The sequence below is a fragment of the Ruegeria sp. BHSC029 genome, from assembly GCF_059613085.1.
Map to the genome: position 1 here is coordinate 1 of NZ_JBXWRU010000008.1, position 21326 is coordinate 21326.

General features: G+C 57.9%; 36 protein-coding genes. 34 read left to right on the forward strand and 2 right to left on the reverse strand.

The annotated features are described in order from the left end of the window. The 6 genes from AC2FML_RS17825 to AC2FML_RS17850 form a co-directional block, all read left to right on the forward strand. Positions 1-106: EF-Tu C-terminal domain-related protein (locus tag AC2FML_RS17825; RefSeq protein WP_143030536.1), on the forward strand; the 106-nt coding region annotated here is incomplete at its 5' end. Between the two features lie 235 nt (positions 107-341). Then, entirely contained in the window at positions 342-1289 is a 948-nt protein-coding gene (locus AC2FML_RS17830) for an aldo/keto reductase (RefSeq protein ID WP_496783997.1), read from the forward strand. A 222-nt stretch (positions 1290-1511) separates the two neighbouring features. Beyond that, on the forward strand, positions 1512-1826 hold the full coding sequence (gene rpsJ, locus AC2FML_RS17835; RefSeq protein ID WP_008756422.1) for a 30S ribosomal protein S10: 315 nt from the start codon (positions 1512-1514) through the stop codon (positions 1824-1826). A gap of 18 nt (positions 1827-1844) precedes the next feature. After that, positions 1845-2570, forward strand: coding sequence for a 50S ribosomal protein L3 (rplC, locus tag AC2FML_RS17840; RefSeq protein ID WP_170343454.1), 726 nt, complete (start codon positions 1845-1847; stop codon positions 2568-2570). Further along, entirely contained in the window at positions 2567-3184 is a 618-nt protein-coding gene (gene rplD / locus AC2FML_RS17845; RefSeq protein WP_170342972.1) for a 50S ribosomal protein L4, read from the forward strand. The genes rplC and rplD overlap by 4 nt, the downstream gene beginning before the upstream one ends. Beyond that, positions 3181-3477, forward strand: coding sequence for a 50S ribosomal protein L23 (locus AC2FML_RS17850; RefSeq protein WP_093965341.1), 297 nt, complete (start codon positions 3181-3183; stop codon positions 3475-3477). The genes rplD and AC2FML_RS17850 overlap by 4 nt, the downstream gene beginning before the upstream one ends. Positions 3478-3602: 125 nt before the next feature. Here AC2FML_RS17850 and AC2FML_RS17855 read toward each other — a convergent pair whose 3' ends face one another. Next, entirely contained in the window at positions 3603-4373 is a 771-nt protein-coding gene (locus tag AC2FML_RS17855) for a hypothetical protein (protein WP_496783998.1), read from the reverse strand. A 554-nt stretch (positions 4374-4927) separates the two neighbouring features. Here AC2FML_RS17855 and rplB point away from each other — a divergent pair. From rplB to AC2FML_RS17890, 7 genes are all read left to right on the forward strand, one after another. Beyond that, positions 4928-5770 (forward strand): 50S ribosomal protein L2, encoded by an 843-nt coding sequence (rplB, locus tag AC2FML_RS17860; RefSeq protein WP_093965344.1) that lies wholly within the window; start codon positions 4928-4930, stop codon positions 5768-5770. A 3-nt stretch (positions 5771-5773) separates the two neighbouring features. Then, positions 5774-6052, forward strand: a complete 279-nt coding sequence (gene rpsS, locus AC2FML_RS17865) for a 30S ribosomal protein S19 (RefSeq protein WP_005980699.1) — start codon at positions 5774-5776, stop codon at positions 6050-6052. Positions 6053-6055: 3 nt separating this feature from the next. Next, positions 6056-6436, forward strand: coding sequence for a 50S ribosomal protein L22 (gene rplV, locus AC2FML_RS17870; protein WP_039538267.1), 381 nt, complete (start codon positions 6056-6058; stop codon positions 6434-6436). Next, positions 6436-7146: a 30S ribosomal protein S3 gene (rpsC, locus tag AC2FML_RS17875; protein WP_093965346.1), complete on the forward strand. Its 711-nt coding sequence runs from the start codon at positions 6436-6438 to the stop codon at positions 7144-7146. The genes rplV and rpsC overlap by 1 nt, the downstream gene beginning before the upstream one ends. 12 nt (positions 7147-7158) lie before the next feature. Further along, the gene (gene rplP, locus AC2FML_RS17880; protein ID WP_005980704.1) at positions 7159-7572 is read left to right on the forward strand and encodes a 50S ribosomal protein L16; all 414 of its coding nucleotides are present in this window, start codon (positions 7159-7161) and stop codon (positions 7570-7572) included. Positions 7573-7699: 127 nt separating this feature from the next. After that, on the forward strand, positions 7700-8101 hold the full coding sequence (locus tag AC2FML_RS17885; protein ID WP_496783999.1) for a YybH family protein: 402 nt from the start codon (positions 7700-7702) through the stop codon (positions 8099-8101). A 75-nt stretch (positions 8102-8176) separates the two neighbouring features. Continuing rightward, the gene (locus AC2FML_RS17890) at positions 8177-8797 is read left to right on the forward strand and encodes a 2OG-Fe(II) oxygenase family protein (protein ID WP_170445966.1); all 621 of its coding nucleotides are present in this window, start codon (positions 8177-8179) and stop codon (positions 8795-8797) included. Positions 8798-8813: 16 nt separating this feature from the next. Here the strand turns inward: AC2FML_RS17890 and AC2FML_RS17895 are convergent, their stop codons facing one another. After that, entirely contained in the window at positions 8814-9221 is a 408-nt protein-coding gene (locus AC2FML_RS17895; RefSeq protein ID WP_496784000.1) for a thermonuclease family protein, read from the reverse strand. Between the two features lie 491 nt (positions 9222-9712). Between AC2FML_RS17895 and rpmC the strand changes: the two genes are divergently transcribed. The 21 genes from rpmC to AC2FML_RS18000 all read left to right on the forward strand — a co-directional run bounded on the left by rpmC (position 9713) and on the right by AC2FML_RS18000 (position 21237). Then, a complete protein-coding gene (gene rpmC, locus AC2FML_RS17900) occupies positions 9713-9919 on the forward strand; it encodes a 50S ribosomal protein L29 (RefSeq protein ID WP_093965352.1) in 207 nt (68 codons plus the stop codon). Positions 9920-9923: 4 nt separating this feature from the next. Continuing rightward, on the forward strand, positions 9924-10154 hold the full coding sequence (gene rpsQ, locus AC2FML_RS17905; RefSeq protein WP_170342963.1) for a 30S ribosomal protein S17: 231 nt from the start codon (positions 9924-9926) through the stop codon (positions 10152-10154). Between the two features lie 76 nt (positions 10155-10230). Next, positions 10231-10599: a 50S ribosomal protein L14 gene (rplN, locus tag AC2FML_RS17910; protein WP_005621870.1), complete on the forward strand. Its 369-nt coding sequence runs from the start codon at positions 10231-10233 to the stop codon at positions 10597-10599. Positions 10600-10601: 2 nt separating this feature from the next. Then, positions 10602-10913, forward strand: a complete 312-nt coding sequence (rplX, locus tag AC2FML_RS17915) for a 50S ribosomal protein L24 (protein ID WP_093965356.1) — start codon at positions 10602-10604, stop codon at positions 10911-10913. After that, the gene (gene rplE, locus AC2FML_RS17920; protein ID WP_093965358.1) at positions 10906-11466 is read left to right on the forward strand and encodes a 50S ribosomal protein L5; all 561 of its coding nucleotides are present in this window, start codon (positions 10906-10908) and stop codon (positions 11464-11466) included. The genes rplX and rplE overlap by 8 nt, the downstream gene beginning before the upstream one ends. Before the next feature lie 19 nt (positions 11467-11485). Continuing rightward, the gene (gene rpsN, locus AC2FML_RS17925; protein ID WP_093965360.1) at positions 11486-11791 is read left to right on the forward strand and encodes a 30S ribosomal protein S14; all 306 of its coding nucleotides are present in this window, start codon (positions 11486-11488) and stop codon (positions 11789-11791) included. 13 nt (positions 11792-11804) lie between these two features. Continuing rightward, positions 11805-12197, forward strand: a complete 393-nt coding sequence (rpsH, locus tag AC2FML_RS17930) for a 30S ribosomal protein S8 (RefSeq protein ID WP_093965361.1) — start codon at positions 11805-11807, stop codon at positions 12195-12197. Between the two features lie 11 nt (positions 12198-12208). Then, positions 12209-12742 carry a 50S ribosomal protein L6 gene (gene rplF, locus AC2FML_RS17935; RefSeq protein ID WP_093965363.1) on the forward strand — a complete coding sequence of 178 codons (534 nt, stop codon included), beginning with the start codon at positions 12209-12211 and terminating at the stop codon, positions 12740-12742. A gap of 11 nt (positions 12743-12753) precedes the next feature. Further along, a complete protein-coding gene (gene rplR / locus AC2FML_RS17940; protein ID WP_170361687.1) occupies positions 12754-13113 on the forward strand; it encodes a 50S ribosomal protein L18 in 360 nt (119 codons plus the stop codon). Positions 13114-13227: 114 nt separating this feature from the next. Further along, complete coding sequence (gene rpsE / locus AC2FML_RS17945; RefSeq protein WP_093965365.1) at positions 13228-13791, forward strand: 30S ribosomal protein S5; 564 nt, start codon at positions 13228-13230, stop codon at positions 13789-13791. 12 nt (positions 13792-13803) lie between these two features. After that, positions 13804-13992 (forward strand): 50S ribosomal protein L30, encoded by a 189-nt coding sequence (gene rpmD, locus AC2FML_RS17950; protein WP_093965366.1) that lies wholly within the window; start codon positions 13804-13806, stop codon positions 13990-13992. Positions 13993-14228: 236 nt separating this feature from the next. After that, positions 14229-14564 carry an ArsR/SmtB family transcription factor gene (locus tag AC2FML_RS17955; RefSeq protein WP_170342961.1) on the forward strand — a complete coding sequence of 112 codons (336 nt, stop codon included), beginning with the start codon at positions 14229-14231 and terminating at the stop codon, positions 14562-14564. Then, positions 14557-15012, forward strand: coding sequence for an SRPBCC domain-containing protein (locus AC2FML_RS17960; RefSeq protein ID WP_170361684.1), 456 nt, complete (start codon positions 14557-14559; stop codon positions 15010-15012). The genes AC2FML_RS17955 and AC2FML_RS17960 overlap by 8 nt, the downstream gene beginning before the upstream one ends. Before the next feature lie 150 nt (positions 15013-15162). Then, positions 15163-15378, forward strand: a complete 216-nt coding sequence (locus AC2FML_RS17965) for a DUF1127 domain-containing protein (RefSeq protein ID WP_496736690.1) — start codon at positions 15163-15165, stop codon at positions 15376-15378. 184 nt (positions 15379-15562) lie between these two features. After that, a complete protein-coding gene (locus tag AC2FML_RS17970; protein WP_244952485.1) occupies positions 15563-16393 on the forward strand; it encodes a hypothetical protein in 831 nt (276 codons plus the stop codon). A 149-nt stretch (positions 16394-16542) separates the two neighbouring features. Continuing rightward, a complete protein-coding gene (rplO, locus tag AC2FML_RS17975; RefSeq protein WP_170342955.1) occupies positions 16543-17016 on the forward strand; it encodes a 50S ribosomal protein L15 in 474 nt (157 codons plus the stop codon). 109 nt (positions 17017-17125) lie between these two features. After that, entirely contained in the window at positions 17126-18490 is a 1365-nt protein-coding gene (gene secY / locus AC2FML_RS17980; protein WP_093965375.1) for a preprotein translocase subunit SecY, read from the forward strand. After that, on the forward strand, positions 18487-19131 hold the full coding sequence (locus tag AC2FML_RS17985) for an adenylate kinase (RefSeq protein ID WP_170343464.1): 645 nt from the start codon (positions 18487-18489) through the stop codon (positions 19129-19131). The genes secY and AC2FML_RS17985 overlap by 4 nt, the downstream gene beginning before the upstream one ends. Before the next feature lie 199 nt (positions 19132-19330). Then, positions 19331-19699, forward strand: coding sequence for a 30S ribosomal protein S13 (rpsM, locus tag AC2FML_RS17990; RefSeq protein ID WP_093965378.1), 369 nt, complete (start codon positions 19331-19333; stop codon positions 19697-19699). 15 nt (positions 19700-19714) lie between these two features. Further along, entirely contained in the window at positions 19715-20104 is a 390-nt protein-coding gene (gene rpsK / locus AC2FML_RS17995; RefSeq protein ID WP_008757289.1) for a 30S ribosomal protein S11, read from the forward strand. 116 nt (positions 20105-20220) lie between these two features. Next, entirely contained in the window at positions 20221-21237 is a 1017-nt protein-coding gene (locus AC2FML_RS18000; protein WP_170342951.1) for a DNA-directed RNA polymerase subunit alpha, read from the forward strand. The last annotated feature ends 89 nt before the right edge of the window (positions 21238-21326 follow it).

The window sequence follows — 21326 nt, forward strand, 5'->3', positions numbered from 1 at the left end:
CGTTGAGCTGATCGCCCCGATCGCCATGGAAAACGGTCTGCGCTTCGCCATCCGCGAAGGCGGCCGCACCGTCGGCGCAGGCGTCGTGTCCAAAATCATCGAGTAAGGCGCGCTTGTCGCGCCCGGTTGCGGCAGGCGGTTTTCCAAAGCGAAGCCAGCTGAAAGCAACTTGGTGAGAAACCAAAGAAGGCCGTCCCAAACCGGGGCGGCCTTTTTCGTTAAGTTCCCAAAACATTGGTTGCGCCGATCTTGGTGTTGCACGCGAATACGCCAAGCTTGCGTTGAGCGGCGCCCCTCGACACAATTGCAGTCAGAATTGTCCAGTAGGGGAGGATGGTGGGATGACCAAGCATGTTGAAATCGGCCGGACTGGGGTCAGGTTGCCGCAAATAGGGTTCGGTTCAACAGGGCTGGGAAGCATTCCACAGATATATGGATACGAAGTAGACGAAAGCCGTGCACTGGATACCATCAGGGCAATTCTACAGCGTCCGGACGGCTTCATTGATACAGCGCGCGGGTATGCGTTGGGCCGAAGCGAAGAACGTATCGGGCAAGTCATTCGCGAATTGGGCGGGTGGCCCGAGGGTAGGGTTCTGTCCACGAAACTGGACCGGGATATGGAGAGCAACAGGTTTGATGCGACACAAGCGCGAAGGTCGCTTGAAGCAAGCCTTGAAGCCCTTGGCGTTGACCAGGTGGATATTCTTCACCTTCATGACCCTGAATACGCCGCAGATCTTTCCAAAGTGACCGGCACGGGCGGCGCGCTTGATGAGCTGTTTCGGATGAAGGAAGAAGGCCTGGCCAAAGCTGTGGGGCTTGCCGGTGGTCGAATTGACGTCCTGATGCCTATGCTACGCGATCGTGAGTTCGACGTCCTTCTGACGCACAACAGGCATACAGTCGTCAACGTGAATTCCGCTCCGCTGATTGAACTCGCGCGTTCCAAGGGAGTGACCGTTCTGAATGCGGCGCCCTATTCCGGAGGAATATTGGCCAAGGGAAGTTCCGCGCATCATTTCTATGTCTATCAGCCGGCGACCGAAGCTGTTCTGGGTCCGGTTCGTGCGGTCGAGAGTATCTGTTCCCGCTACGATGTCCCGTTGGGGGCGCTTGCGTTGCAATTCTCGGTCAAAAACGCAGATATAGCTTCGACAATCTGCGGCGCGACATGGCCGCAGCACGTGGACCAGACATTCGAATGGGCCGACTGGTCTATCCCGGGTGCGGTCTGGACAGAGCTGGCGGAATTGGGGCAATCCCAAATGGATCCTGAAGCCGGGTAGGGTCTTCAAGATTCAGCGCGGCGGCCTATCACTTGTTGGACAATCCGCATTTGGGGCTTGGTGGCATTTCCCCCTTGCCAAACAGCGCCAACCCCACTAAACCGCGCGAGTTCTCGGTGAGAACGTGAAGGCGGGGTGATTCCCGCCTTTTGGGTTCGATGAGGGTTGGCGATGAGCGCCCGTCCTCCTCTCAACTCCAACGCCTGAAAAAAGGCTGTTAATATGCAAAGCCAAAACATCCGTATTCGGCTGAAGGCATTTGACTATCGCGTCCTGGATGCCAGCACGCAAGAGATCGTCAACACTGCAAAGCGGACCGGCGCGAACGTGCGCGGCCCGATCCCGCTGCCGAACAAGATCGAGAAGTTCACGGTTCTCCGTGGCCCTCACGTTGACAAGAAATCCCGCGATCAGTTCGAGATCCGTACGCACAAGCGTCTTCTCGACATCGTAGATCCGACCCCCCAGACCGTGGACGCGCTGATGAAGCTCGACCTGGCCGCTGGTGTGGACGTCGAGATCAAGCTGCAGTCGTAAGATCGGAGGGTATTGATGATGCGCTCTGGTATTATCGCAAAAAAAGTCGGCATGACCCGCCTGTTCATGGAAGACGGCAAGCAGATCCCTGTGACCGTTCTTCACCTGGACAACCTGCAGGTCGTTGCACAGCGCACAGCTGACAAAGACGGCTACACCGCCGTTCAGCTGGGCGCCGGTGCCGCCAAGGCAAAACGCACCTCGAAGGCCATGCGCGGCCACTTCGCCGCCGCCAAGGTCGAGCCCAAGCGCAAGCTGGCCGAGTTCCGCGTGTCTGAAGACGCGCTGATCGAAGTGGGCGCCGAGATCTCGGCAGATCACTTCCTGGCTGGTCAGAAAGTTGACGTTTCGGGCACCTCGATCGGTAAAGGCTTTGCCGGTGCAATGAAGCGCCACAACTTCGGTGGTCTGCGCGCCTCGCACGGTGTTTCGATCAGCCACCGTTCGCACGGTTCGACCGGTCAGTGTCAGGACCCGGGCAAGGTGTTCAAAGGCAAGAAGATGGCCGGTCACATGGGTGCTGCCCGTGTTACCACCCAGAACCTGGAGGTCGTCAAAACCGACGCCGACCGTGGTCTGGTCTTCATCAAAGGCGCCGTTCCCGGACCGAAATCGGGCTGGGTTACCGTCAAGGACGCCGTCAAGAAGAAAGCACCGGAAGGCCTGCCTTTCCCGGCTGCTGTGAAATCGGCTGCAACCGAAGCACCTGCGGAAGAAGCACCCGCGGAAGGTGGTGAAGCATGAAACTTGATGTAATCAAACTGGACGGCAAGAAAGCCGGCAACATCGAGCTGGATGCGGACCTGTTCGGTCTGGAGCCGCGCGCGGACATCCTGCACCGTGTGGTCCGTTGGCAGCGCAACAACGCGCAGGCTGGAACCCACAAGGTGAAGACCCGCTCGGAAACCAGCTACTCGACCAAGAAGATCTATCGCCAGAAGGGCACCGGTGGCGCACGTCACGGTGACCGCAACGCGCCGATCTTCCGCAAGGGTGGCATCTACAAGGGTCCGACCCCGCGTTCGCACGGCCACGACCTGCCGAAGAAGTTCCGCAAGCTGGGCCTGCGCCACGCACTGTCGGCCAAGGCCAAAGCCGGTGAGCTGGTCGTGATCGAAAGCGCCGAAGCCGAAGGCAAGACCGCCGCACTGGCCAAACAGGTTGCAAACCTGGGCTGGAAGCGCGCTCTGGTCATCGACGGCGCCACCGTGAACGAAGGGTTCGCCCGCGCAGCCCGCAACATCGAAGGTCTGGATATCCTGCCGTCGATGGGCGCAAACGTCTATGACATCCTCAAGCGTGACACCCTGGTGCTCACCAAGGCGGGTGTCGAAGCACTGGAGGCTCGACTGAAATGAGCGCGAAGGCAGAACACTACGACGTGATCCGCAAGCCGATCATCACCGAGAAAACGACCATGGCCTCTGAGAACGGCGCGGTTGTCTTTGAAGTGGCGATCGACAGCAACAAGCCGCAGATCAAAGAGGCCGTCGAGGCGCTGTTTGGTGTGAAGGTCAAGGCGGTGAACACCACCGTGACCAAAGGCAAGGTCAAGCGGTTCCGCGGCCAGCTGGGCAAGCGGAAAGACGTCAAAAAGGCCTATGTGACCCTGGAAGAGGGCAACACCATCGACGTGACCACCGGTCTCTGATCGGACCCGTCTTTGGAAGGAGATAAAGGCCCCCGCCGAAAGGCGGGGGTTTTTTGTTGGGGTTAGTAAGACAGACGCCGAACTGAGGGGCAATTTTTTGGTGTTGTATTGGGCAGTTAAGTTCCTCAGAAAAAGTCGATTTTGCGCCCGGTTGAGTCGACAAGCCTGGTGAACGAGGCTGATCCACTGGGGTCGACCAGTACATCCCATCGCGGCACGTTATACAGTTTGAAAAAATGAGCCAAATCTTTGTCAGACCAATCTCGAAAGATCCGATCGCTACCATCTGCAAGTTTATTCTTTGAATACGGAATTACTTCCATTTGCTGAAATCTCAAAGAGGTAGCGTCTTCTGCGTGGAAGTACGAGTGTGTAGCATTACGCAACGACGCTTTGTAGTGGACCCTTGCGGCGATTTCATCAAATTGGACCGGATGTATTTTTTGGAAAGCTAGCCGGAAAGGGCCACCATTTCCGGCTTCATGTTGCAACCCCCCGTCACCAACAAATGCGAAGCCCAGAGTTCCAAACCGTATGCACACAGATTTTCCGGGAATATTTGTCGAGAAATTGAAGGACCCAAAATCAGTGTCCTCTTCGATTTCGTAGACATACAACGTGAACGGATGTTCGGTGTGTACCGCTCGGAACAAGATTACTTTGCGCCAAGACTGAATTAACAGATGCAGAAGATATAGCTCGCCAGTCGCTTCAACAGGGAAAATTGAGCCGAATTCCGGCTTCCTTCTATCTAGCGATACAGTTGCCTCTTTCATAAGAATTCCAACAAAGATTTTGGCTAGCCACCGCCCAACTTCAAAACTATCGGCCAGTGTCCAATTTGAAACCGATTTACCATCGAGCTTAGACACATAATGTTCGGTTTTTCCCAACACCAAGTTGTTGCAGTGTTTGCACGCTGGAACGCGAACACTTCGATACGGCATCAATGAACCGTTCAACAGCTGTAGTCTGCAGTCCCACAGGTTAAATTGCCGTTGCAGCCACCGCGGGAACACATGCTCTCCCTTTCCACTGGTGGCAACACTCCCGCACAGAAAACATCTCCCGCAGACAATGTTCTCGGGTTTCAGAGCGTTCTCCGTTAGTTGAAGAATGTATCCCGCAAATTCTGGCGAAATGGCGGAAGCTCCTTGTGTGTTGTTGCAAGCTGCAGTGAATGGAATGGCTAAGAAACTGCAAGTCAAGATGATGAGTGCACGTGTCCAACCGAGGCTTTGCCTTCAGAAGAGAAGAAAAAAATGTTTCTTTGTATTGCTCGCCACCCCCAACCCTGCTAAACGCACCCAATCTTGCGGCCTCGGATTCGTTCCGGGGCCTCTGATATTTGAAACCGGGGACCTTCGGGGCCCTATAACCTGGGCACCTACGGGGGCCTCTCACATAGCGGGGATTGATCCTCGCGCTTGCTAAACGGAAGACAGAAAGCATGGCACTCAAGTCGTACAAACCGACGACGCCGGGCCAGCGCGGGCTGGTGCTGATCGACCGTTCGGAGCTTTGGAAAGGACGTCCGGTCAAGTCTCTCACTGAGGGTTTGACCAAATCGGGCGGCCGGAACAACACCGGACGGATCACTTCACGCCGCCGTGGCGGTGGCGCAAAGCGTCTCTACCGGATCGTTGACTTCAAACGGAACAAACTGGATGTGGCGGCAACCGTCGAGCGGATCGAATACGACCCGAACCGGACCGCGTTCATCGCACTGATCAAATATGACGATGGCGAGCAGGCCTATATCCTGGCGCCGCAGCGTCTGGCGGTTGGCGACAAGGTCATCGCTTCGGCCAAGGCCGACATCAAGCCCGGCAACGCGATGCCGTTCTCGGGTATGCCGATCGGTACCATCGTGCACAACATCGAGATGAAGCCCGGCAAGGGCGGTCAGATCGCACGTGCCGCGGGCACCTACGCTCAGTTCGTTGGTCGCGATGGCGGCTACGCCCAGATCCGTCTGAGCTCGGGCGAGCTGCGTATGGTGCGCCAGGAATGCATGGCCACCGTCGGTGCCGTGTCGAACCCCGACAACAGCAACCAGAACCTCGGCAAAGCCGGTCGTATGCGCCACAAGGGCGTGCGTCCGTCGGTCCGTGGTGTTGCCATGAACCCGATCGATCACCCCCACGGTGGTGGTGAAGGCCGGACCTCGGGTGGCCGTACGCCGGTTACGCCTTGGGGTAAGGACACCAAGGGTAAGCGTACCCGCAACAAGAACAAAGCGTCCCAGAAGCTGATCATCCGCTCGCGGCACGCCAAGAAGAAAGGGCGTTAAGACATGTCTCGCTCTGTTTGGAAGGGTCCTTTCGTCGACGCTTACGTGCTGAAAAAAGCCGAAGCTGCGCGCGAGTCGGGCCGCAACGAAGTCATCAAGATCTGGTCGCGTCGTTCCACCATTCTGCCCCAGTTCGTGGGTCTGACCTTTGGTGTGTACAACGGCCAGAAGCATATCCCGGTAAACGTCTCGGAAGACATGATCGGTCAGAAGTTCGGTGAGTACTCGCCGACCCGGACCTATTATGGCCATGCCGCAGACAAAAAAGCGAAGCGGAAGTAAGTCATGGGCAAGGAAAAGAACCCCCGCCGCGTGGCTGAAAACGAAGCAATGGCAAAAACCCGTATGCTTCGCACCAGCCCGCAGAAACTGAACCTGGTTGCGCAAATGATCCGCGGCAAGAAAGTCGAGAAGGCTCTGACCGACCTGACTTTCTCGAACAAGCGTGTCGCGCAGGACGTCAAAAAGTGCCTGCAGTCCGCAATCGCGAACGCCGAAAACAACCACAACCTGGACGTGGACGAGCTGATCGTCGCCGAAGCATGGGTTGGTAAGAACCTGGTCATGAAGCGCGGCCGTCCGCGTGCCCGTGGCCGTTTCGGCAAGATCATGAAGCCGTTCTCGGAGATCACCATCAAGGTGCGTCAAGTTGAGGAGCAAGCCTAATGGGACATAAAGTCAATCCGATCGGCATGCGCCTTCAGGTCAACCGTACCTGGGACAGCCGTTGGTACGCAGATACCAAGGACTACGGTGATCTTCTGCTGGAAGACCTCAAGATCCGTGAGTTCATCAAGAAAGAGTGCAAGCAAGCCGGCATCGCCCGTGTGATCATCGAACGTCCGCACAAGAAGTGCCGCGTCACGATCCACACCGCGCGTCCCGGTGTCATCATCGGCAAGAAAGGCGCGGACATCGAAGTTCTGCGCAAGAAAATCGCGCAGATGACCGACAGCGAACTGCACCTGAACATCGTCGAAGTGCGCAAGCCGGAACTCGACGCGCAGCTGGTTGCCGAGTCGATCGCTCAGCAGCTGGAGCGCCGCGTTTCGTTCCGCCGCGCGATGAAGCGGTCGGTTCAGAACGCCATGCGCATGGGCGCCCTGGGTATCCGGGTGAACGTCGCTGGACGTCTGGGCGGCGCCGAAATCGCACGGACCGAATGGTACCGCGAAGGCCGCGTGCCTCTGCACACCCTGCGTGCCGACATCGATTACGCACATGCCGAAGCGATGACCCCCTACGGGATCATCGGGATCAAGGTCTGGATCTTCAAAGGTGAGATCATGGAGCACGATCCGCAGGCACGTGACCGTAAAGCACAGGAACTCCAGGACGGCCCTGCACCTCGTGGTGCTGGTGGCGGTCGTCGCTAAGGAGGGAAAGATATGCTTCAACCAAAGCGTACAAAATTCCGCAAGATGCACAAAGGTCGGATCAAGGGCGAAGCCAAAGGCGGCTCTGATCTGAACTTTGGCACCTACGGTCTGAAGGCCCTGCAGCCCGAGCGCGTCACTGCACGCCAGATCGAAGCTGCTCGTCGTGCCATGACCCGTCACATGAAGCGTCAAGGTCGCGTCTGGATCCGGATCTTCCCGGATACCCCCGTGACCTCGAAGCCTACCGAAGTCCGTATGGGTAAAGGTAAAGGCTCGGTCGACTATTGGGCAGCCAAAGTGAAGCCCGGTCGCGTGATGTTCGAGATCGACGGCGTCAACGATGAAATCGCGCGCGAGGCTCTGCGCCTGGCGGCGATGAAGCTGCCGATCAAGACCCGTGTGGTGGTCCGCGAGGACTGGTAAACCGGTCTTGCCAAGACTTCAGAAAACCCCGCCGAACCGGCGGGGTTTTTTGTTTTTCGGATGGTTTGGGTTAGGCTCAGCTTCAGCTTTTGATACTTCGGAAAAGCCTAGAACAAGGGGGCCTCAAATGGTTTCGACGTCAGAGATTGAAAAGATTGACGACGGCTTCTTTGCCGCACTGAACGCTATGTTCGAGGGTGACGTTGTAACGATGGAGGCGCTGTGGTCGCATGCGGACGATGTCATCTATATGGGGCCGTCACCCGATCTGTTCCACGTCGGGTGGAAAGTCACGGATCAGGATTGGGTCGCGCAGGGTCGGGCGCATCTGGGCGGGTCGATCAAAGTGCTGAACCGGCATGTTGTGGTTGGGGATACGCTTGCCACTGTGCACCATGTCGCCGAGGCATCGGGGCAGGGCGATGGGGCCGGTATCCGGATGCGCGGCACGAATGTCTATCGCCTTGAAGGTGGAGCGTGGAAGCTGATCGCGCATCACAGCGACCCGTTGCTCTATATTGACTTGTGACAGCAGCAGGGGTTTTCCAAATTCGAAGAAAGTTCCTCTATCGCGCCTGGGCGTCGAATAGGGTAATGGACGCCCATGGCACAGATTGAATCACTCTTCGTTACCCGTCTCTACCGCGCCGCTCTGTCTGAGTTCGATCCAAGGATCGATCCGGAGGAGCTGGAGAACTCGTGCCTTGTCATCGCTGAGGATGACGAGGCCGGGCAGGAGTGGTGCGAAAAAAACGGCTATCCGGGTTACACCAGCTATGCCTCGTTGACTGACCTGCCCTGGCGGTTTCCGATCTTTCAGGACTTGGTGAAGACTTTGGATCAGCACGTGGCTGCATTCGCGAAAGACCTTGAGTTTGATCTCGATGACCGGGAATTGAAGCTGGAGGATCTTTGGATCAACATCCTGCCCGAGGGTGGAATGCATGCCAGCCACATCCATCCGCACAGTGTGATTTCTGGAACGACCTATGTGTCAATGCCGGAAGGCGCCAGCGCGCTGAAGCTGGAGGACCCCCGCTCAGGCCGCATGATGGCCGCGCCGGTGCGCCACAAGGGCGCCCGACGCGAATTGCAGCCCTTCATTTATATGAAGCCGAAGGTCGGCGACGTTCTGCTGTGGGAAAGCTGGCTGCGCCACGAGGTGCCCATGAACATGGCCGAAGAAGAACGGATTTCGGTGAGTTTTAACTATAAGTGGGAGTGAACTCCTTGGGTCGTATTCAACTGCCGGCATTGTGCCGGTTTGATCTGCGCCCATAGGCGACGACTGTCGTCGTCCTGCGAACCGAAATCGATGCGTGACCGAAAGCCCCATTCCGCAGTCGTTCTCTGGCGCCGGTCGGTTCGAGATGCCTATACCTTCCCTGTGAAAAGAAAGGCAGGTCCAGCGCAAGCCCCCTTTTGATCAGCTCCGCGCCGATGTCCTGCCCATTGGGTAGGTATGCAATTCCAACTAACCGGTCATAGGATGTTTCGCCGTTCAGCTTGACGGTAATCTCCTGACCCTTGCAGATTTCGACCATCGTCCACTTTGCCTTTAGGCCCCATGGCATGTCCAGCTCGGGCGCATCAATGCCGGCTAGACGGATCTTTGTTCCACGGACAATGATTGTGTCGCCATCGATCACATAAGCGCGCCCCGTCAGAACGCGGTTGGAGGGAACAACACTCGGCTGTTGTCGCGGGATTGCGCGGTTCCGTGTGGAGGCTTGCGGAGGTTTTTGATGGCCTCTATGACGGGCGACAAGGCGTGGCTTTCTTGATATTAAAACAACTAGAAGTGCCGCAAACCCAATTAGGACAACCAGTTCCATTTTTTTCCACCGTTCCTAAGTCAGCGGGATAAAGATACTTCAAGGGTTTCACGTGTCTTTTGAGTTTCGGCCAAACCCGTTTCCACAGAAGACAACGCGCAAGTGGTCAGGTTCTGACGTGACCCGTTGGTTGCCCGGTTCTGGTTGCAAAACTTCCTCTTGCCACCAACCCACCAAACCCTTATACGGCGGCATCCTGCGGTCTCCCGGCGTTGTCGGGCGATTCGCATGTCTATCATTCATCCACCAGGTCCAAGGTGACCCGTGTACGGGGCCTTCTGGTGTTTTGAGCAAAGGAAAAGGCGATGAACGCCCAAGAACTGCGTGAAAAGACCCCGGACCAGCTCCGCGAGGAACTGGCCAACCTGAAGAAAGAAAGCTTCAACCTGCGCTTTCAACAGGCCACCGGTCAGCTGGAAAACACTGCTGGTATCAAAGCGGCCCGCCGCAATGCTGCCCGCGTCAAAACCATTCTGAACGAAAAGGCCGCTGCCGCGGCATCCGAGGAGTAATCAGATGCCCAAGCGTATCCTGCAAGGCACCGTGACCAGCGACGCCAACGAACAGACCATTACCGTTCTGGTCGAGCGCCGTTTCAAGCACCCACTACTGCAGAAAACCGTTCGTAAGTCCAAGAAATACCGGGCTCACGACGAAAAGAACGCCTTCAAGGTCGGCGACACCGTGCGCATCATCGAATGCGCGCCGAAATCGAAGACGAAACGTTGGGAGGTTCTGGAGGCCTAAGCCTCCGGGATTTTTCCATTTGTCGAAACCCTGGGGGATTTAACAAGACCAGCCCCCACAGGTCGGGAGAAACCACATGATCCAGATGCAGACCAATCTGGATGTCGCTGACAACTCCGGCGCCCGCCGAGTTCAGTGCATCAAGGTCCTGGGTGGTTCCAAGCGTAAATACGCCTCCGTCGGCGACATCATTGTCGTCTCGGTGAAGGAAGCCATCCCGCGCGGCCGCGTGAAGAAAGGTGATGTCCGCAAGGCCGTCGTCGTGCGCACCGCCAAAGAAGTCCGTCGCGAAGACGGCACCGCGATCCGCTTCGATCGCAACGCCGCCGTCATCCTGAACAACAACAACGAGCCCGTCGGTACCCGTATCTTCGGCCCCGTTGTTCGTGAACTGCGCGCGAAGAACTTCATGAAGATCATCTCGCTGGCTCCGGAGGTGCTGTAATCATGGCTGCTAAACTCCGCAAAGGCGACAAGGTCGTCGTGCTGGCCGGCAAGGACAAGGGCAAAGAGGGGACTATCACCTCGGTCGACCCCAAAGCCGGCAAAGCTGTCGTTGATGGCGTGAACATCGCCATTCGCCACACCCGCCAGTCGCAAACGTCGCAAGGTGGCCGCCTGCCCAAAGCTCTGCCGATCGACCTGTCGAACCTGGCCCTGCTGGACAAGAACGGCAAGGCAACCCGCGTCGGCTTCCGCATGGAAGGTGACAAGAAGGTTCGTTACGCCAAGACCACGGGGGACGTGATCGATGCTTGATGCTGCAACCTACACCCCGCGTCTGAAAGCTCAGTACGCTGAAACCATCCGTGCCGCTCTGAAAGAAGAGTTCGGCTACAAGAACGATATGCAGATCCCCAAGCTGGAGAAGATCGTTCTGAACATCGGCTGTGGTGCCGAGGCGGTGAAGGACTCGAAGAAGGCGAAAGCCGCGGTCGAGGATCTGACGGCGATCGCCGGTCAGAAGGCCGTTTCGACCAAGGCGAAGAAGTCGATCGCGGGTTTCCGCGTCCGTGAAGACATGCCGCTGGGCGCCAAGGTGACCCTGCGCGGCGACCGGATGTACGAATTCCTGGACCGTCTGATCACCATCGCGATGCCTCGCGTACGTGACTTCCGCGGTGTGAAACCGTCCTTCGATGGCCGTGGCAACTTTGCCATGGGCATGAAAGAGCACATCGTGTTCCCGGAAATCGACTTCGACAAGGTCGACGAGGTCTGGGGCATGGACATCGTAATTGCCACCACAGCGAAAACCGACGCTGAAGCAAAGGCACTGTTGAAAGCTTTCAACATGCCGTTCAACGCGTAAGCGCCGGGAGGATTGAGACATGGCTAAAAAAGCAATGATCGAACGCGAGAAGAAGCGCGCACGCCTGGTGGCACAGTATGCCGAAAAGCGTGCGGCTCTGAAAGAGATCGCGAATGACGAGAGCAAGCCGATGGAAGAGCGCTTCAAAGCGCGTCTGAAACTGGCGAAACTGCCGCGCAACAGCTCGGCTACCCGTCTGCACAACCGTTGTCAGCTGACCGGTCGTCCCCACGCTTACTACCGTAAGCTGAAGGTCAGCCGTATCGCGCTGCGCGAGCTGGGTTCTGCTGGTCAGATCCCCGGCATGGTGAAATCGAGCTGGTAAGGGAGAGACAGATATGAACGATCCTATCGGCGATATGCTCACCCGCATCCGCAACGCGCAAATGCGCGGCAAGTCCACCGTGATCACTCCGGCGTCGAAACTGCGCGCCTGGGTTCTGGACGTGCTGGCGGACGAAGGCTATATCCGCGGCTATGAAAAGACGACCGGTGAAAACGGTCATCCGGCTCTGGAAATCAGCCTGAAATACTACGAAGGCACCCCTGTCATTCGCGAACTGAAGCGGGTCTCGAAGCCCGGCCGTCGCGTATACATGGGCGTCAATGACATCCCGCAGGTTCGTCAGGGCCTGGGCGTGTCGATTGTCAGCACTCCGAAAGGTGTGATGTCGGACGCAAACGCTCGCTCCAACAATGTTGGCGGCGAAGTGCTCTGCACCGTCTTCTAAGGAGGTCTGCAATGTCTCGTATTGGTAAGAAACCGGTCGAGCTGCCCAGCGGCGTTACCGCCTCTGTGTCGGGTCAGACCATCGAAGTCAAAGGTCCGAAAGGCACCCGCAGCTTCACCGCAACCGATGACGTCACCCTGACGGTCGAAGACAACGTGGTCAAAATCGACCCGCGTGGTTCGTCCAAGCGTGCTCGTCAGCAGTGGGGCATGAGCCGCACCATGGTCGCCAACTTGGTGACCGGTGTGACCGAAGGCTTCAAGAAGGAACTGGAAATCCAGGGTGTGGGTTACCGCGCTCAGATGCAGGGCAACACCCTGAAGCTGAACCTGGGCTACAGCCACGATGTTGATTTCGTTGCTCCGGAAGGTGTCACCATCACCGCGCCAAAGCAGACCGAGATCGTTGTGGAAGGCATCGACCAGCAGCTGGTGGGCGAAACCGCGGCGAAAATCCGCGAGTGGCGCCGTCCCGAGCCGTACAAAGGCAAAGGCATCCGCTACAAGGGCGAGTTCATCTTCCGCAAGGAAGGCAAGAAGAAGTAAGGACGAACACAATGGCAAACAGCAAAAGAACCCTGTTTCTGAAGCGCCGCCTGCGCGTTCGGAACAAACTTCGCAAGGTCAACGCGGGTCGTCCGCGTCTGTCCGTACACCGTTCGAACAAGAACATCTCTGTTCAGCTGATCGACGACGTACGTGGCGTGACCCTGGCCTCGGCCTCGACCCTGGAAAAGGATCTGGGCGTTGTCGGCAAGAACAACATCGAAGCGGCCACCAAAGTGGGCGCAGCCATCGCCGAGCGGGCCAAGAAGGCCGGCGTCGAAGAGGCTTATTTCGATCGTGGTGGCTTCCTGTTCCACGGCAGGGTGAAGGCAGTTGCCGACGCCGCGCGTGAAGGTGGCCTGAAAATCTAAGACCTGTGGGCGGGTTTCGATCCGCCCCGATGATCCGGGGGCCTCGGCGTCAGTCGAGGCTCACTTGGATTGAAGAAAACGGCGCCAAGCGCCACATGAGAAAAGGGATGCCAAATGGCAGAACGTGAAAACCGTCGAGGCCGTGGCCGCGACCGTGAAGAAGCACCGGAATTTGCCGATCGTCTGGTCGCAATCAACCGCGTGTCGAAAACCGTAAAAGGTGGTAAGCGCTTTGGCTTCGCCGCTCTGGTGGTTGTTGGCGATCAGAAAGGCCGCGTGGGCTTTGGCAAAGGTAAAGCGAAAGAAGTACCTGAAGCCATCCGCAAGGCGACCGAGCAAGCGAAGCGTCAGATGATCCGCGTGCAGCTGCGCGAAGGCCGGACCCTGCACCACGACATCGAGGGCCGTCACGGCGCCGGTAAAGTGGTCATGCGCACCGCGCCGGAAGGTACCGGTATCATCGCCGGTGGTCCGATGCGTGCTGTGTTCGAAATGCTGGGCGTGAAGGACGTTGTGTCCAAGTCGCTGGGCTCGCAGAACCCGTACAACATGATCCGCGCCACCATCGACGGCCTGAAGAAAGAACAGAGCCCGCGTTCGGTTGCCGCGCGTCGTGGCAAGAAGGTCGCCGATATCCTGCCCAAGCGGGATGAAGCACCGGCTGAAGCCGAAGCGTAAGGAGAGCGAGCAATGGCAAAAACCATCGTCGTCAAGCAGATCGGTTCCCCGATCCGTCGCCCCGCCGAACAGCGCGCAACCCTGATCGGTCTGGGCCTGAACAAGATGCACAAGACCCGCGAATTGGAAGACACTCCGTCGATCCGCGGCATGGTCAACAAGATCCCGCATCTGGTTGAGATCATCGAAGAGCGCGGCTAAGCGCCAACTTCGAAAGCCTAATGAACGCCTCCGATCTGATCGGGGGCGTTTTCATTTTTGGCCGTCGCTTGTGCGGAATTTCGGAAGACCGCCTTTTGCGGTGAACTTGGCCAAGGCCTGGTCAGGAACTCGCAGGTAGACACCTTTTTGCCCTCTGTCCTGACCTAAAAAATTAAAACATAGCCAAACGGCTAACTTTTTCTTGACGTGGGCGGTGCGTTGAAATACTTAGCCTTATGGCTAACAAACTCGATACATTTTTTTCTGCGCTGGCCGATCCGACCCGGCGTGCTGTGATCGAACGGCTGATCACTGGCCCAGCGGCCGTGTCAGAGCTGCACGAAGCGCACGACATGGCTCTTCCTTCGTTTCTGAAGCATCTCGGCAAACTGGAATCCGCGGGAATGATCCGTTCGGAGAAGATCGGTCGGGTTCGCATGTTGCATATCGAAGCCGCCCCGATCGCCGAGGCGGAAGGTTGGTTGAAACAACAACGTCACCTCTGGGAAGGCCGGCTGGATCGCCTGTCTGCACTTGCCGAGCAAATTGAGAAGGAATCCGATGATGGCTGATTACGAAACTTTGATCCTGGAACGCGAGATTGCCTGCGCTCCCGACCGGCTGTTTCAGGTGTTGACCGACCGCGAGTTACGCCAGAAATGGGCCGCACCAGACGATGAAAGCGTAGTTCTGATTGATGTTTTTGACTGTCGACCCGGAGGCCGTGAGGAAACGCGGTGTGGACCGAAAGAGGCGCCAGAGTTCAATACGACCAGCCTGTTCCACGTGGTCTCGCCGGAGTTTCTTTCATTGACCGAAACACTGGTCATTCAGGGAGAGTTGGTCTCGGTCTCGCTGTGCGGACACGAAATCATGCCGAATGGCCAAGGCAGTACGCTGCGCGTCACGTTGCAGATCACAAGCCTGGCCGGGCCAGAACTATTTCAGGACTACAAAGGTGGCTGGTCTGCTGCTTTGGACAACCTGTCCCGGCTTGCGGCCGGTAGCGGTCACTCCTGATTTGCGCCGCTATGCCAAAAATGCATAGCGGCCAGTCCAAAACCATCGTTGTTAGCGATAACTGAACTCCCTATCTCAACCCTGTCCAAGACAGGAACCAAGTAAGTGACATCGGGGAATACGCCCCGACATTCGAAAGGAAATGAGATAATGGCACACACAGCGACTCTGTCACATGGCGGCTTCAACCTGACCGCCCGTATCGCAAACCTGATCGAGCGCGTGAAAGAAAACCGCGCCCGGGCCAGCGAATACACCCGCACGTATACCGAGCTACAGCGTCTGAGCGACCGCGAGTTGAACGACATCGGCATCCGCCGGTGCGACATCGCCGACATCGCCCGCGAGCACGCCTACTGCTCGTAAGATACGGGACGAAAACATATGAAGCAGAGGCGCCCAAGTGGCGCCTCTTTTGTGTTTACGGATCCCACACGGGCAGGAAAATAGTTGCTACCACAACTGCGACGTTGCGCGGCGCCGGGAATTGGGTCACTCCAATGCAGGCAAGCCGTCAAGGCATGAACACATTGGGCAGAGAGGGCAGAACATGGCACGGGACTTCCAGATTGCAATGCTGTGGGTCGAGGGGCCGCTCAGCTTTTTGGAACTGTTGTGCATCCAGTCTTACTTGGATATGGGCCACAGCGTGCGGCTTTATACCTATAGCAATGTGACGAACATCCCCGAGGGTGTCGAGCACCGTGATGCCCGCGAGATCCTGCCGGATTCCGAATTTATCACTCATGAGCGTACCAATAGCCCCGCGCCGCATTCCGACAAGTTCCGCTACCGGATGCTGGCTCAGGAGCCCGACCTGATCTGGGCCGACACCGATGCCTATTGCCTGAAACCCTATTCAACGGCGAATGGTCATTACTATGGGTATCTCGAGGGTGAGGTGGCGATTGGGGTTCTGGGCCTGCCGCAGGACAGTGAAACTCTGGCCAAGCTGATCGAGTACACGAATGATCCCTACCTTATTCCTCCTTGGTTACCGCCGCGCCACCGCCGACCGCTGGAAGAGGCGCGGGACGCCGGGAACCCGACCAACGTTCCCGAGGTGTTGTGGGGCGTGTGGGGGCCAAAGGCATTCACCTGGGCGCTGAAGGAAACAGGCGAGATAAAATACGCCCTGCCAGAGCATGTTTTTTACCCGATCAACTTTTCGCGGCGCCGGGCCCTTGCCCGGCCGAACGAAAATCTTGACCGGTTTTTTCACGAGGATACCGTCTCGATCCATCTATACGGGCGCCGGATGCGGGCGATCATGCGCAAGAACCACGGTGGAATACCACATCCCGACAGCCTGGTCGGGCGACTTGTGGCCAAACATGGAATTGTGCCCCAAGATGCGCCCATTGCTGGCCGCGACGACTGAGCCGCTGCTGCCGGGCAATCAAAACTTGCAACTCGGGGCGCGAGGCTGTACTGCGCTCCGGTGGCGTGTTTGCCACGAGAATCAAAACCAAGAAATGCCGTGTTTGGCCCATCACGCTTCGGGGTCATATCCGGCTTAGGAGAAGCGACATGAAACTGCACGAATTGCGCGACAATCCCGGCGCCGTCAAGAAACGCACCCGCGTTGGCCGTGGTCCCGGCTCTGGCAAGGGTAAAATGGGTGGCCGCGGTATCAAAGGCCAGAAATCTCGTTCGGGTGTGGCCATCAACGGCTACGAAGGCGGCCAGATGCCGCTGTATCAGCGCCTGCCCAAGCGCGGCTTCAACAAGCCGAACCGCAAGGAATTTGCCGTCATCAACCTGGGCCTGATCCAGAAATTCGTCGACGCCGGCAAACTGGACGTTAAATCGGCCATCACCGAGGACGCATTGGTCGCCTCGGGTCTGGTGCGCCGCAAGCTGGACGGTATCCGCGTTCTGGCCAAAGGCGAAATCAGCGCCAAGCTGAACCTGGAAGTGACCGGCGCCTCGAAAGCGGCGATCGAAGCCGTGGAAAAAGCGGGCGGTTCACTGAAGGTCACAAAAGCCGCTGCGGCAGAGTAAGCGCTTGTGAGCGGGCGCCGACCCGCTTACATAGACCTCAGAGTTTTCCAAGACGCCGCCCGAGCCGGAAAACGGTTCCGGGCGGCGTTTTCATAAGAGAGACCGATTTATGGTATCAGCAGCAGAACAAATGGCAGCCAACACAAGCTGGGCTGCTCTGGGCAAGGCCACCGATCTGCGCAACCGCATCCTGTTCACGCTGGGTTTGCTGATCGTCTATCGTCTGGGCACCTTCATTCCGGTGCCGGGGATCGACGGTCAGGCGCTGCGCGAGTTCATGGAACAAGCGGGGCAGGGCATCGGTGGGATGGTTTCGATGTTCACCGGCGGGGCGCTTGGGCGGATGGGTATCTTTGCCCTCGGCATCATGCCCTATATCTCGGCATCGATCATCGTACAGCTGCTGACCTCGATGGTGCCCGCGCTCGAACAGCTCAAGAAAGAGGGCGAGCAGGGCCGCAAGAAGATCAACCAGTACACCCGTTTCGGAACCGTCGCGCTGGCCACCGTTCAGGCCTATGGCTTGGCGGTTTCGCTGGAATCGGGCGATTTGGCTACCGATCCGGGTCTGTATTTCCGCCTGTCCACGATGATCACTCTGGTCGGTGGCACCATGTTCCTGATGTGGCTGGGTGAACAGATCACCGCGCGCGGCATCGGCAACGGCATCTCGCTGATCATTTTCGTCGGCATCATCGCCGAGGTTCCGGCCGCGCTGGCCCAGTTCCTTGCCTCGGGCCGTTCGGGCGCGATCAGCCCGGCCGTGATCGTCGGCGTGATCGTGATGGTGATCGCCGTTATCACCTTCGTGGTGTTCATGGAACGCGCGCTGCGCAAGATCCACATCCAGTACCCGCGCCGCAATGTCGGCATGAAAGTCTATGAAGGCGGTTCGAGCCACCTGCCGGTCAAGGTCAACCCGGCGGGCGTGATTCCGGCGATCTTCGCCAGTTCGCTGCTGTTGCTGCCGGTCACGATCTCGACCTTTTCGTCGGGCGCTGCAAACGGACCGATCATGTCGTGGCTGCTGGCCAATTTCGGACCGGGACAGCCGCTTTATCTGCTGTTCTTTGCGTCGATGATCGTGTTCTTTGCCTACTTCTACACGTTCAACGTGTCGTTCAAACCGGATGACGTGGCGGACAACCTGAAAAAACAGAACGGCTTTGTGCCCGGCATTCGCCCTGGCAAAAAGACCGCCGAATATCTGGAATACGTCGTCAACCGCGTGCTGGTGCTGGGTTCGGCCTATCTTGCGGCGGTCTGCCTGCTTCCTGAAATTCTGCGCGGCCAGTTCGCCATTCCATTCTATTTCGGCGGCACCTCGGTTCTGATCATCGTCTCTGTGACCATGGACACGATCCAACAGGTTCAGAGCCACCTGCTGGCGCATCAATACGAAGGGCTGATCGAAAAGTCTCAGTTGCGCGGTAAAGGCAAGAAACGCGGCAGGAAGGGACCCGCTCGTCGATGAATATCATTCTTCTGGGCCCCCCGGGGGCAGGCAAGGGTACGCAAGCACGTCACCTGGTTGAAACGCGGGGCATGATTCAGCTCAGCACCGGTGACATGCTGCGCGAGGCCCGCAGCTCGGGAACCGAGATGGGCAAGAAGGTGGCCGCGATCATGGACGCGGGCAAGCTTGTCACCGACGAGATCGTGATTGGCCTGATCGAAGAGAAACTGACCACCGAAAAGGGCGCTGGCTTCATCTTCGACGGCTTCCCGCGCACCCTGGCCCAGGCTGACGCCTTGTCGGCCCTTCTGACCAAGCTGGGCCAGTCGCTGCACACCGTGATCGAAATGCGCGTGGATGACGAGGCCTTGGTTGATCGGATCACTGCCCGGTCGACCTGTGGCGGTTGCGGCGAGGTCTACAATGACAAGACCAAACCGATCCCGGCCGATGGTAAATGTACTAATTGCGGCAAGGAAAACGATTTCGTCCGTCGTGCCGACGACAACGAGGAAAGCCTCCGGACCCGGCTTATGGAGTATTACAAGAAGACCTCGCCGTTGATTGGCTATTACTATGCCAAGGGCGATCTTCGACCGGTGAACGGGCTGGCGGACATCAAGGAAGTCCGGGCCTCGATCGCAGCCATATTGGGTTAAGCTTGCAAAGGGCTTGACGCCAAGCCCAAAAGCCCATATCGACCCCCATCCCTTTGGGGAATCAATCGCGCACGCGGGATTCGTTCCGCATGTATAGACCACCTCGAATAATGCTGAACCCTCTGGCCACACTGCCACGGTTAGGCGTTGTGAAAAAAGGTTCTGGAACTACGGAACCGCAACGAAAGGAAAGTGACACGTGGCACGTATTGCCGGCGTAAACATCCCGACTGCAAAGCGGGTACCAATCGCCCTCACATATATCACCGGTATCGGCAACACCTCGGCCAAAGCGATCTGCGAAGCCGTTGGCATCGACACGACCCGTCGCGTCAATGAACTGTCGGATGCCGAAGTTCTGGCCATCCGCGAATACATCGACGCCAACTTCACCGTCGAAGGTGACCTGCGTCGCGAAGTTCAGATGAACATCAAGCGTCTGATGGACCTGGGCTGCTATCGCGGTCTGCGTCACCGCCGCAACCTGCCGGTTCGCGGTCAGCGTACCCACACCAACGCTCGTACCCGCAAAGGCCCCGCAAAGGCCATTGCTGGTAAGAAGAAATAAGGGAGGGTCTGACTGATGGCACGTGACAAGACTCGCGTTAAGCGCAAAGAGCGTAAGAACATCGCATCGGGCGTCGCCCATGTGAATTCGACCTTCAACAACACCAAGATCCTGATCTCGGACGTGCAGGGCAACGCCATTTCGTGGTCGTCGGCCGGTACCATGGGCTTCAAGGGATCGCGGAAATCGACCCCCTACGCCGCTCAGATGGCTGCGGAAGACGCAGGCAAGAAGGCGCAGGAACATGGCGTCAAGACGCTGGAAGTCGAAGTTCAAGGCCCCGGTTCGGGTCGTGAATCGGCTCTGCGTGCGCTGGCTGCCGTGGGCTTCAACATCACGTCGATCCGCGATGTGACCCCGATCGCCCACAATGGCTGCCGCCCGCCGAAGCGCCGCCGCGTCTAACCGATCGAATTACCAGGCTGGGGCCGTGTTTTTACACGGCCCCGGTTCGCCGTTTTGAAACCTCGGGCGTCTGCACCTGATTGGTCATGGGGCGCAGACAGGAATGGAGGGATTACATGATCCACAAGAATTGGGCAGAATTGATCAAGCCGACCCAACTGGAAGGCAAGCCGGGCAACGATCCCGCGCGGCAGGCAACCCTGGTTGCGGAGCCGCTTGAGCGTGGCTTTGGTCTGACCCTGGGCAACGCGCTGCGCCGTGTTCTGATGAGCTCGCTGCAAGGCGCGGCCATCACCAGCGTCCAAATCGACAACGTCCTGCACGAGTTCAGCTCGGTGGCAGGCGTTCGTGAAGACGTCACCGACATCATCCTGAACCTCAAGCAGGTCGCTCTGCGCATGGAAGTCGAAGGGCCCAAGCGCCTGTCGATCAATGCCAAAGGCCCCGCAGTTGTCACCGCCGGTGATATCAGCGAAAGCGCCGGCATCGAGGTTCTGAACCGTGATCACGTCATCTGCCACCTGGACGATGGCGCCGAGCTGTTCATGGAACTGACCGTCAACACCGGCAAAGGCTATGTCTCGGCCGAGAAGAACAAGCCCGAAGATGCACCCATCGGCCTGATCCCGATCGACGCGATCTACTCGCCGGTCAAGAAAGTCGCCTATGACGTTCAGCCGACCCGTGAAGGCCAGGTTCTGGACTATGACAAGCTGACCATGAAGATCGAGACCGACGGCTCGATCACGCCCGAGGACGCGCTGGCCTTCGCCGCCCGCATCCTGCAGGATCAGCTGTCGATCTTCGTCAACTTCGACGAGCCGGAATCGGCCGGTCGCCAGGACGAGGACGATGGTCTGGAGTTCAACCCGCTGCTGCTGAAGAAAGTGGACGAGCTGGAACTGTCGGTCCGTTCGGCAAACTGCCTGAAGAACGACAACATCGTCTACATCGGCGACCTGATCCAGAAGACCGAAGCCGAGATGCTGCGCACCCCGAACTTCGGCCGCAAGTCGCTGAACGAGATCAAGGAAGTGTTGTCCGGCATGGGTCTGCACCTCGGCATGGATGTCGAGGATTGGCCGCCCGACAACATCGAAGATCTGGCCAAGAAATTCGAAGACGCGTTCTAAACGGGTCTTCGCCAATGCCCGCGCTGCCGGGGACCGTATGGGCATTTCCGCCCCAAGGAGAGCCGGTGACACGCATCGCCGGCCAGACA

What these genes read in the sequence shown, in the direction of transcription:
- rpsS (WP_005980699.1), top strand. Translation starts at nt 5,774, where the DNA reads ATGTCTCGCTCTGTTTGGAAGGGTCCTTTCGTCGACGCTTACGTGCTG.
- rpsH (WP_093965361.1), top strand. Translation starts at nt 11,805, where the DNA reads ATGAACGATCCTATCGGCGATATGCTCACCCGCATCCGCAACGCGCAA.
- AC2FML_RS17970 (WP_244952485.1), top strand. Translation starts at nt 15,563, where the DNA reads ATGGCACGGGACTTCCAGATTGCAATGCTGTGGGTCGAGGGGCCGCTC.
- AC2FML_RS17985 (WP_170343464.1), top strand. Translation starts at nt 18,487, where the DNA reads ATGAATATCATTCTTCTGGGCCCCCCGGGGGCAGGCAAGGGTACGCAA.
- AC2FML_RS17830 (WP_496783997.1), top strand. Translation starts at nt 342, where the DNA reads ATGACCAAGCATGTTGAAATCGGCCGGACTGGGGTCAGGTTGCCGCAA.
- AC2FML_RS17890 (WP_170445966.1), top strand. Translation starts at nt 8,177, where the DNA reads ATGGCACAGATTGAATCACTCTTCGTTACCCGTCTCTACCGCGCCGCT.
- rplD (WP_170342972.1), top strand. Translation starts at nt 2,567, where the DNA reads ATGAAACTTGATGTAATCAAACTGGACGGCAAGAAAGCCGGCAACATC.
- rplE (WP_093965358.1), top strand. Translation starts at nt 10,906, where the DNA reads ATGCTTGATGCTGCAACCTACACCCCGCGTCTGAAAGCTCAGTACGCT.
- rpsE (WP_093965365.1), top strand. Translation starts at nt 13,228, where the DNA reads ATGGCAGAACGTGAAAACCGTCGAGGCCGTGGCCGCGACCGTGAAGAA.
- AC2FML_RS17965 (WP_496736690.1), top strand. Translation starts at nt 15,163, where the DNA reads ATGGCACACACAGCGACTCTGTCACATGGCGGCTTCAACCTGACCGCC.
- rpsN (WP_093965360.1), top strand. Translation starts at nt 11,486, where the DNA reads ATGGCTAAAAAAGCAATGATCGAACGCGAGAAGAAGCGCGCACGCCTG.
- rpmD (WP_093965366.1), top strand. Translation starts at nt 13,804, where the DNA reads ATGGCAAAAACCATCGTCGTCAAGCAGATCGGTTCCCCGATCCGTCGC.
- AC2FML_RS17960 (WP_170361684.1), top strand. Translation starts at nt 14,557, where the DNA reads ATGGCTGATTACGAAACTTTGATCCTGGAACGCGAGATTGCCTGCGCT.
- rpsQ (WP_170342963.1), top strand. Translation starts at nt 9,924, where the DNA reads ATGCCCAAGCGTATCCTGCAAGGCACCGTGACCAGCGACGCCAACGAA.
- rpsJ (WP_008756422.1), top strand. Translation starts at nt 1,512, where the DNA reads ATGCAAAGCCAAAACATCCGTATTCGGCTGAAGGCATTTGACTATCGC.
- rplB (WP_093965344.1), top strand. Translation starts at nt 4,928, where the DNA reads ATGGCACTCAAGTCGTACAAACCGACGACGCCGGGCCAGCGCGGGCTG.
- rplF (WP_093965363.1), top strand. Translation starts at nt 12,209, where the DNA reads ATGTCTCGTATTGGTAAGAAACCGGTCGAGCTGCCCAGCGGCGTTACC.
- rpsC (WP_093965346.1), top strand. Translation starts at nt 6,436, where the DNA reads ATGGGACATAAAGTCAATCCGATCGGCATGCGCCTTCAGGTCAACCGT.
- rplC (WP_170343454.1), top strand. Translation starts at nt 1,845, where the DNA reads ATGCGCTCTGGTATTATCGCAAAAAAAGTCGGCATGACCCGCCTGTTC.
- rplX (WP_093965356.1), top strand. Translation starts at nt 10,602, where the DNA reads ATGGCTGCTAAACTCCGCAAAGGCGACAAGGTCGTCGTGCTGGCCGGC.
- AC2FML_RS17885 (WP_496783999.1), top strand. Translation starts at nt 7,700, where the DNA reads ATGGTTTCGACGTCAGAGATTGAAAAGATTGACGACGGCTTCTTTGCC.
- rplN (WP_005621870.1), top strand. Translation starts at nt 10,231, where the DNA reads ATGATCCAGATGCAGACCAATCTGGATGTCGCTGACAACTCCGGCGCC.
- AC2FML_RS17850 (WP_093965341.1), top strand. Translation starts at nt 3,181, where the DNA reads ATGAGCGCGAAGGCAGAACACTACGACGTGATCCGCAAGCCGATCATC.
- rpmC (WP_093965352.1), top strand. Translation starts at nt 9,713, where the DNA reads ATGAACGCCCAAGAACTGCGTGAAAAGACCCCGGACCAGCTCCGCGAG.
- rpsK (WP_008757289.1), top strand. Translation starts at nt 19,715, where the DNA reads ATGGCACGTGACAAGACTCGCGTTAAGCGCAAAGAGCGTAAGAACATC.
- rplP (WP_005980704.1), top strand. Translation starts at nt 7,159, where the DNA reads ATGCTTCAACCAAAGCGTACAAAATTCCGCAAGATGCACAAAGGTCGG.
- AC2FML_RS17955 (WP_170342961.1), top strand. Translation starts at nt 14,229, where the DNA reads ATGGCTAACAAACTCGATACATTTTTTTCTGCGCTGGCCGATCCGACC.
- rplV (WP_039538267.1), top strand. Translation starts at nt 6,056, where the DNA reads ATGGGCAAGGAAAAGAACCCCCGCCGCGTGGCTGAAAACGAAGCAATG.
- rplO (WP_170342955.1), top strand. Translation starts at nt 16,543, where the DNA reads ATGAAACTGCACGAATTGCGCGACAATCCCGGCGCCGTCAAGAAACGC.
- AC2FML_RS18000 (WP_170342951.1), top strand. Translation starts at nt 20,221, where the DNA reads ATGATCCACAAGAATTGGGCAGAATTGATCAAGCCGACCCAACTGGAA.
- rplR (WP_170361687.1), top strand. Translation starts at nt 12,754, where the DNA reads ATGGCAAACAGCAAAAGAACCCTGTTTCTGAAGCGCCGCCTGCGCGTT.
- secY (WP_093965375.1), top strand. Translation starts at nt 17,126, where the DNA reads ATGGTATCAGCAGCAGAACAAATGGCAGCCAACACAAGCTGGGCTGCT.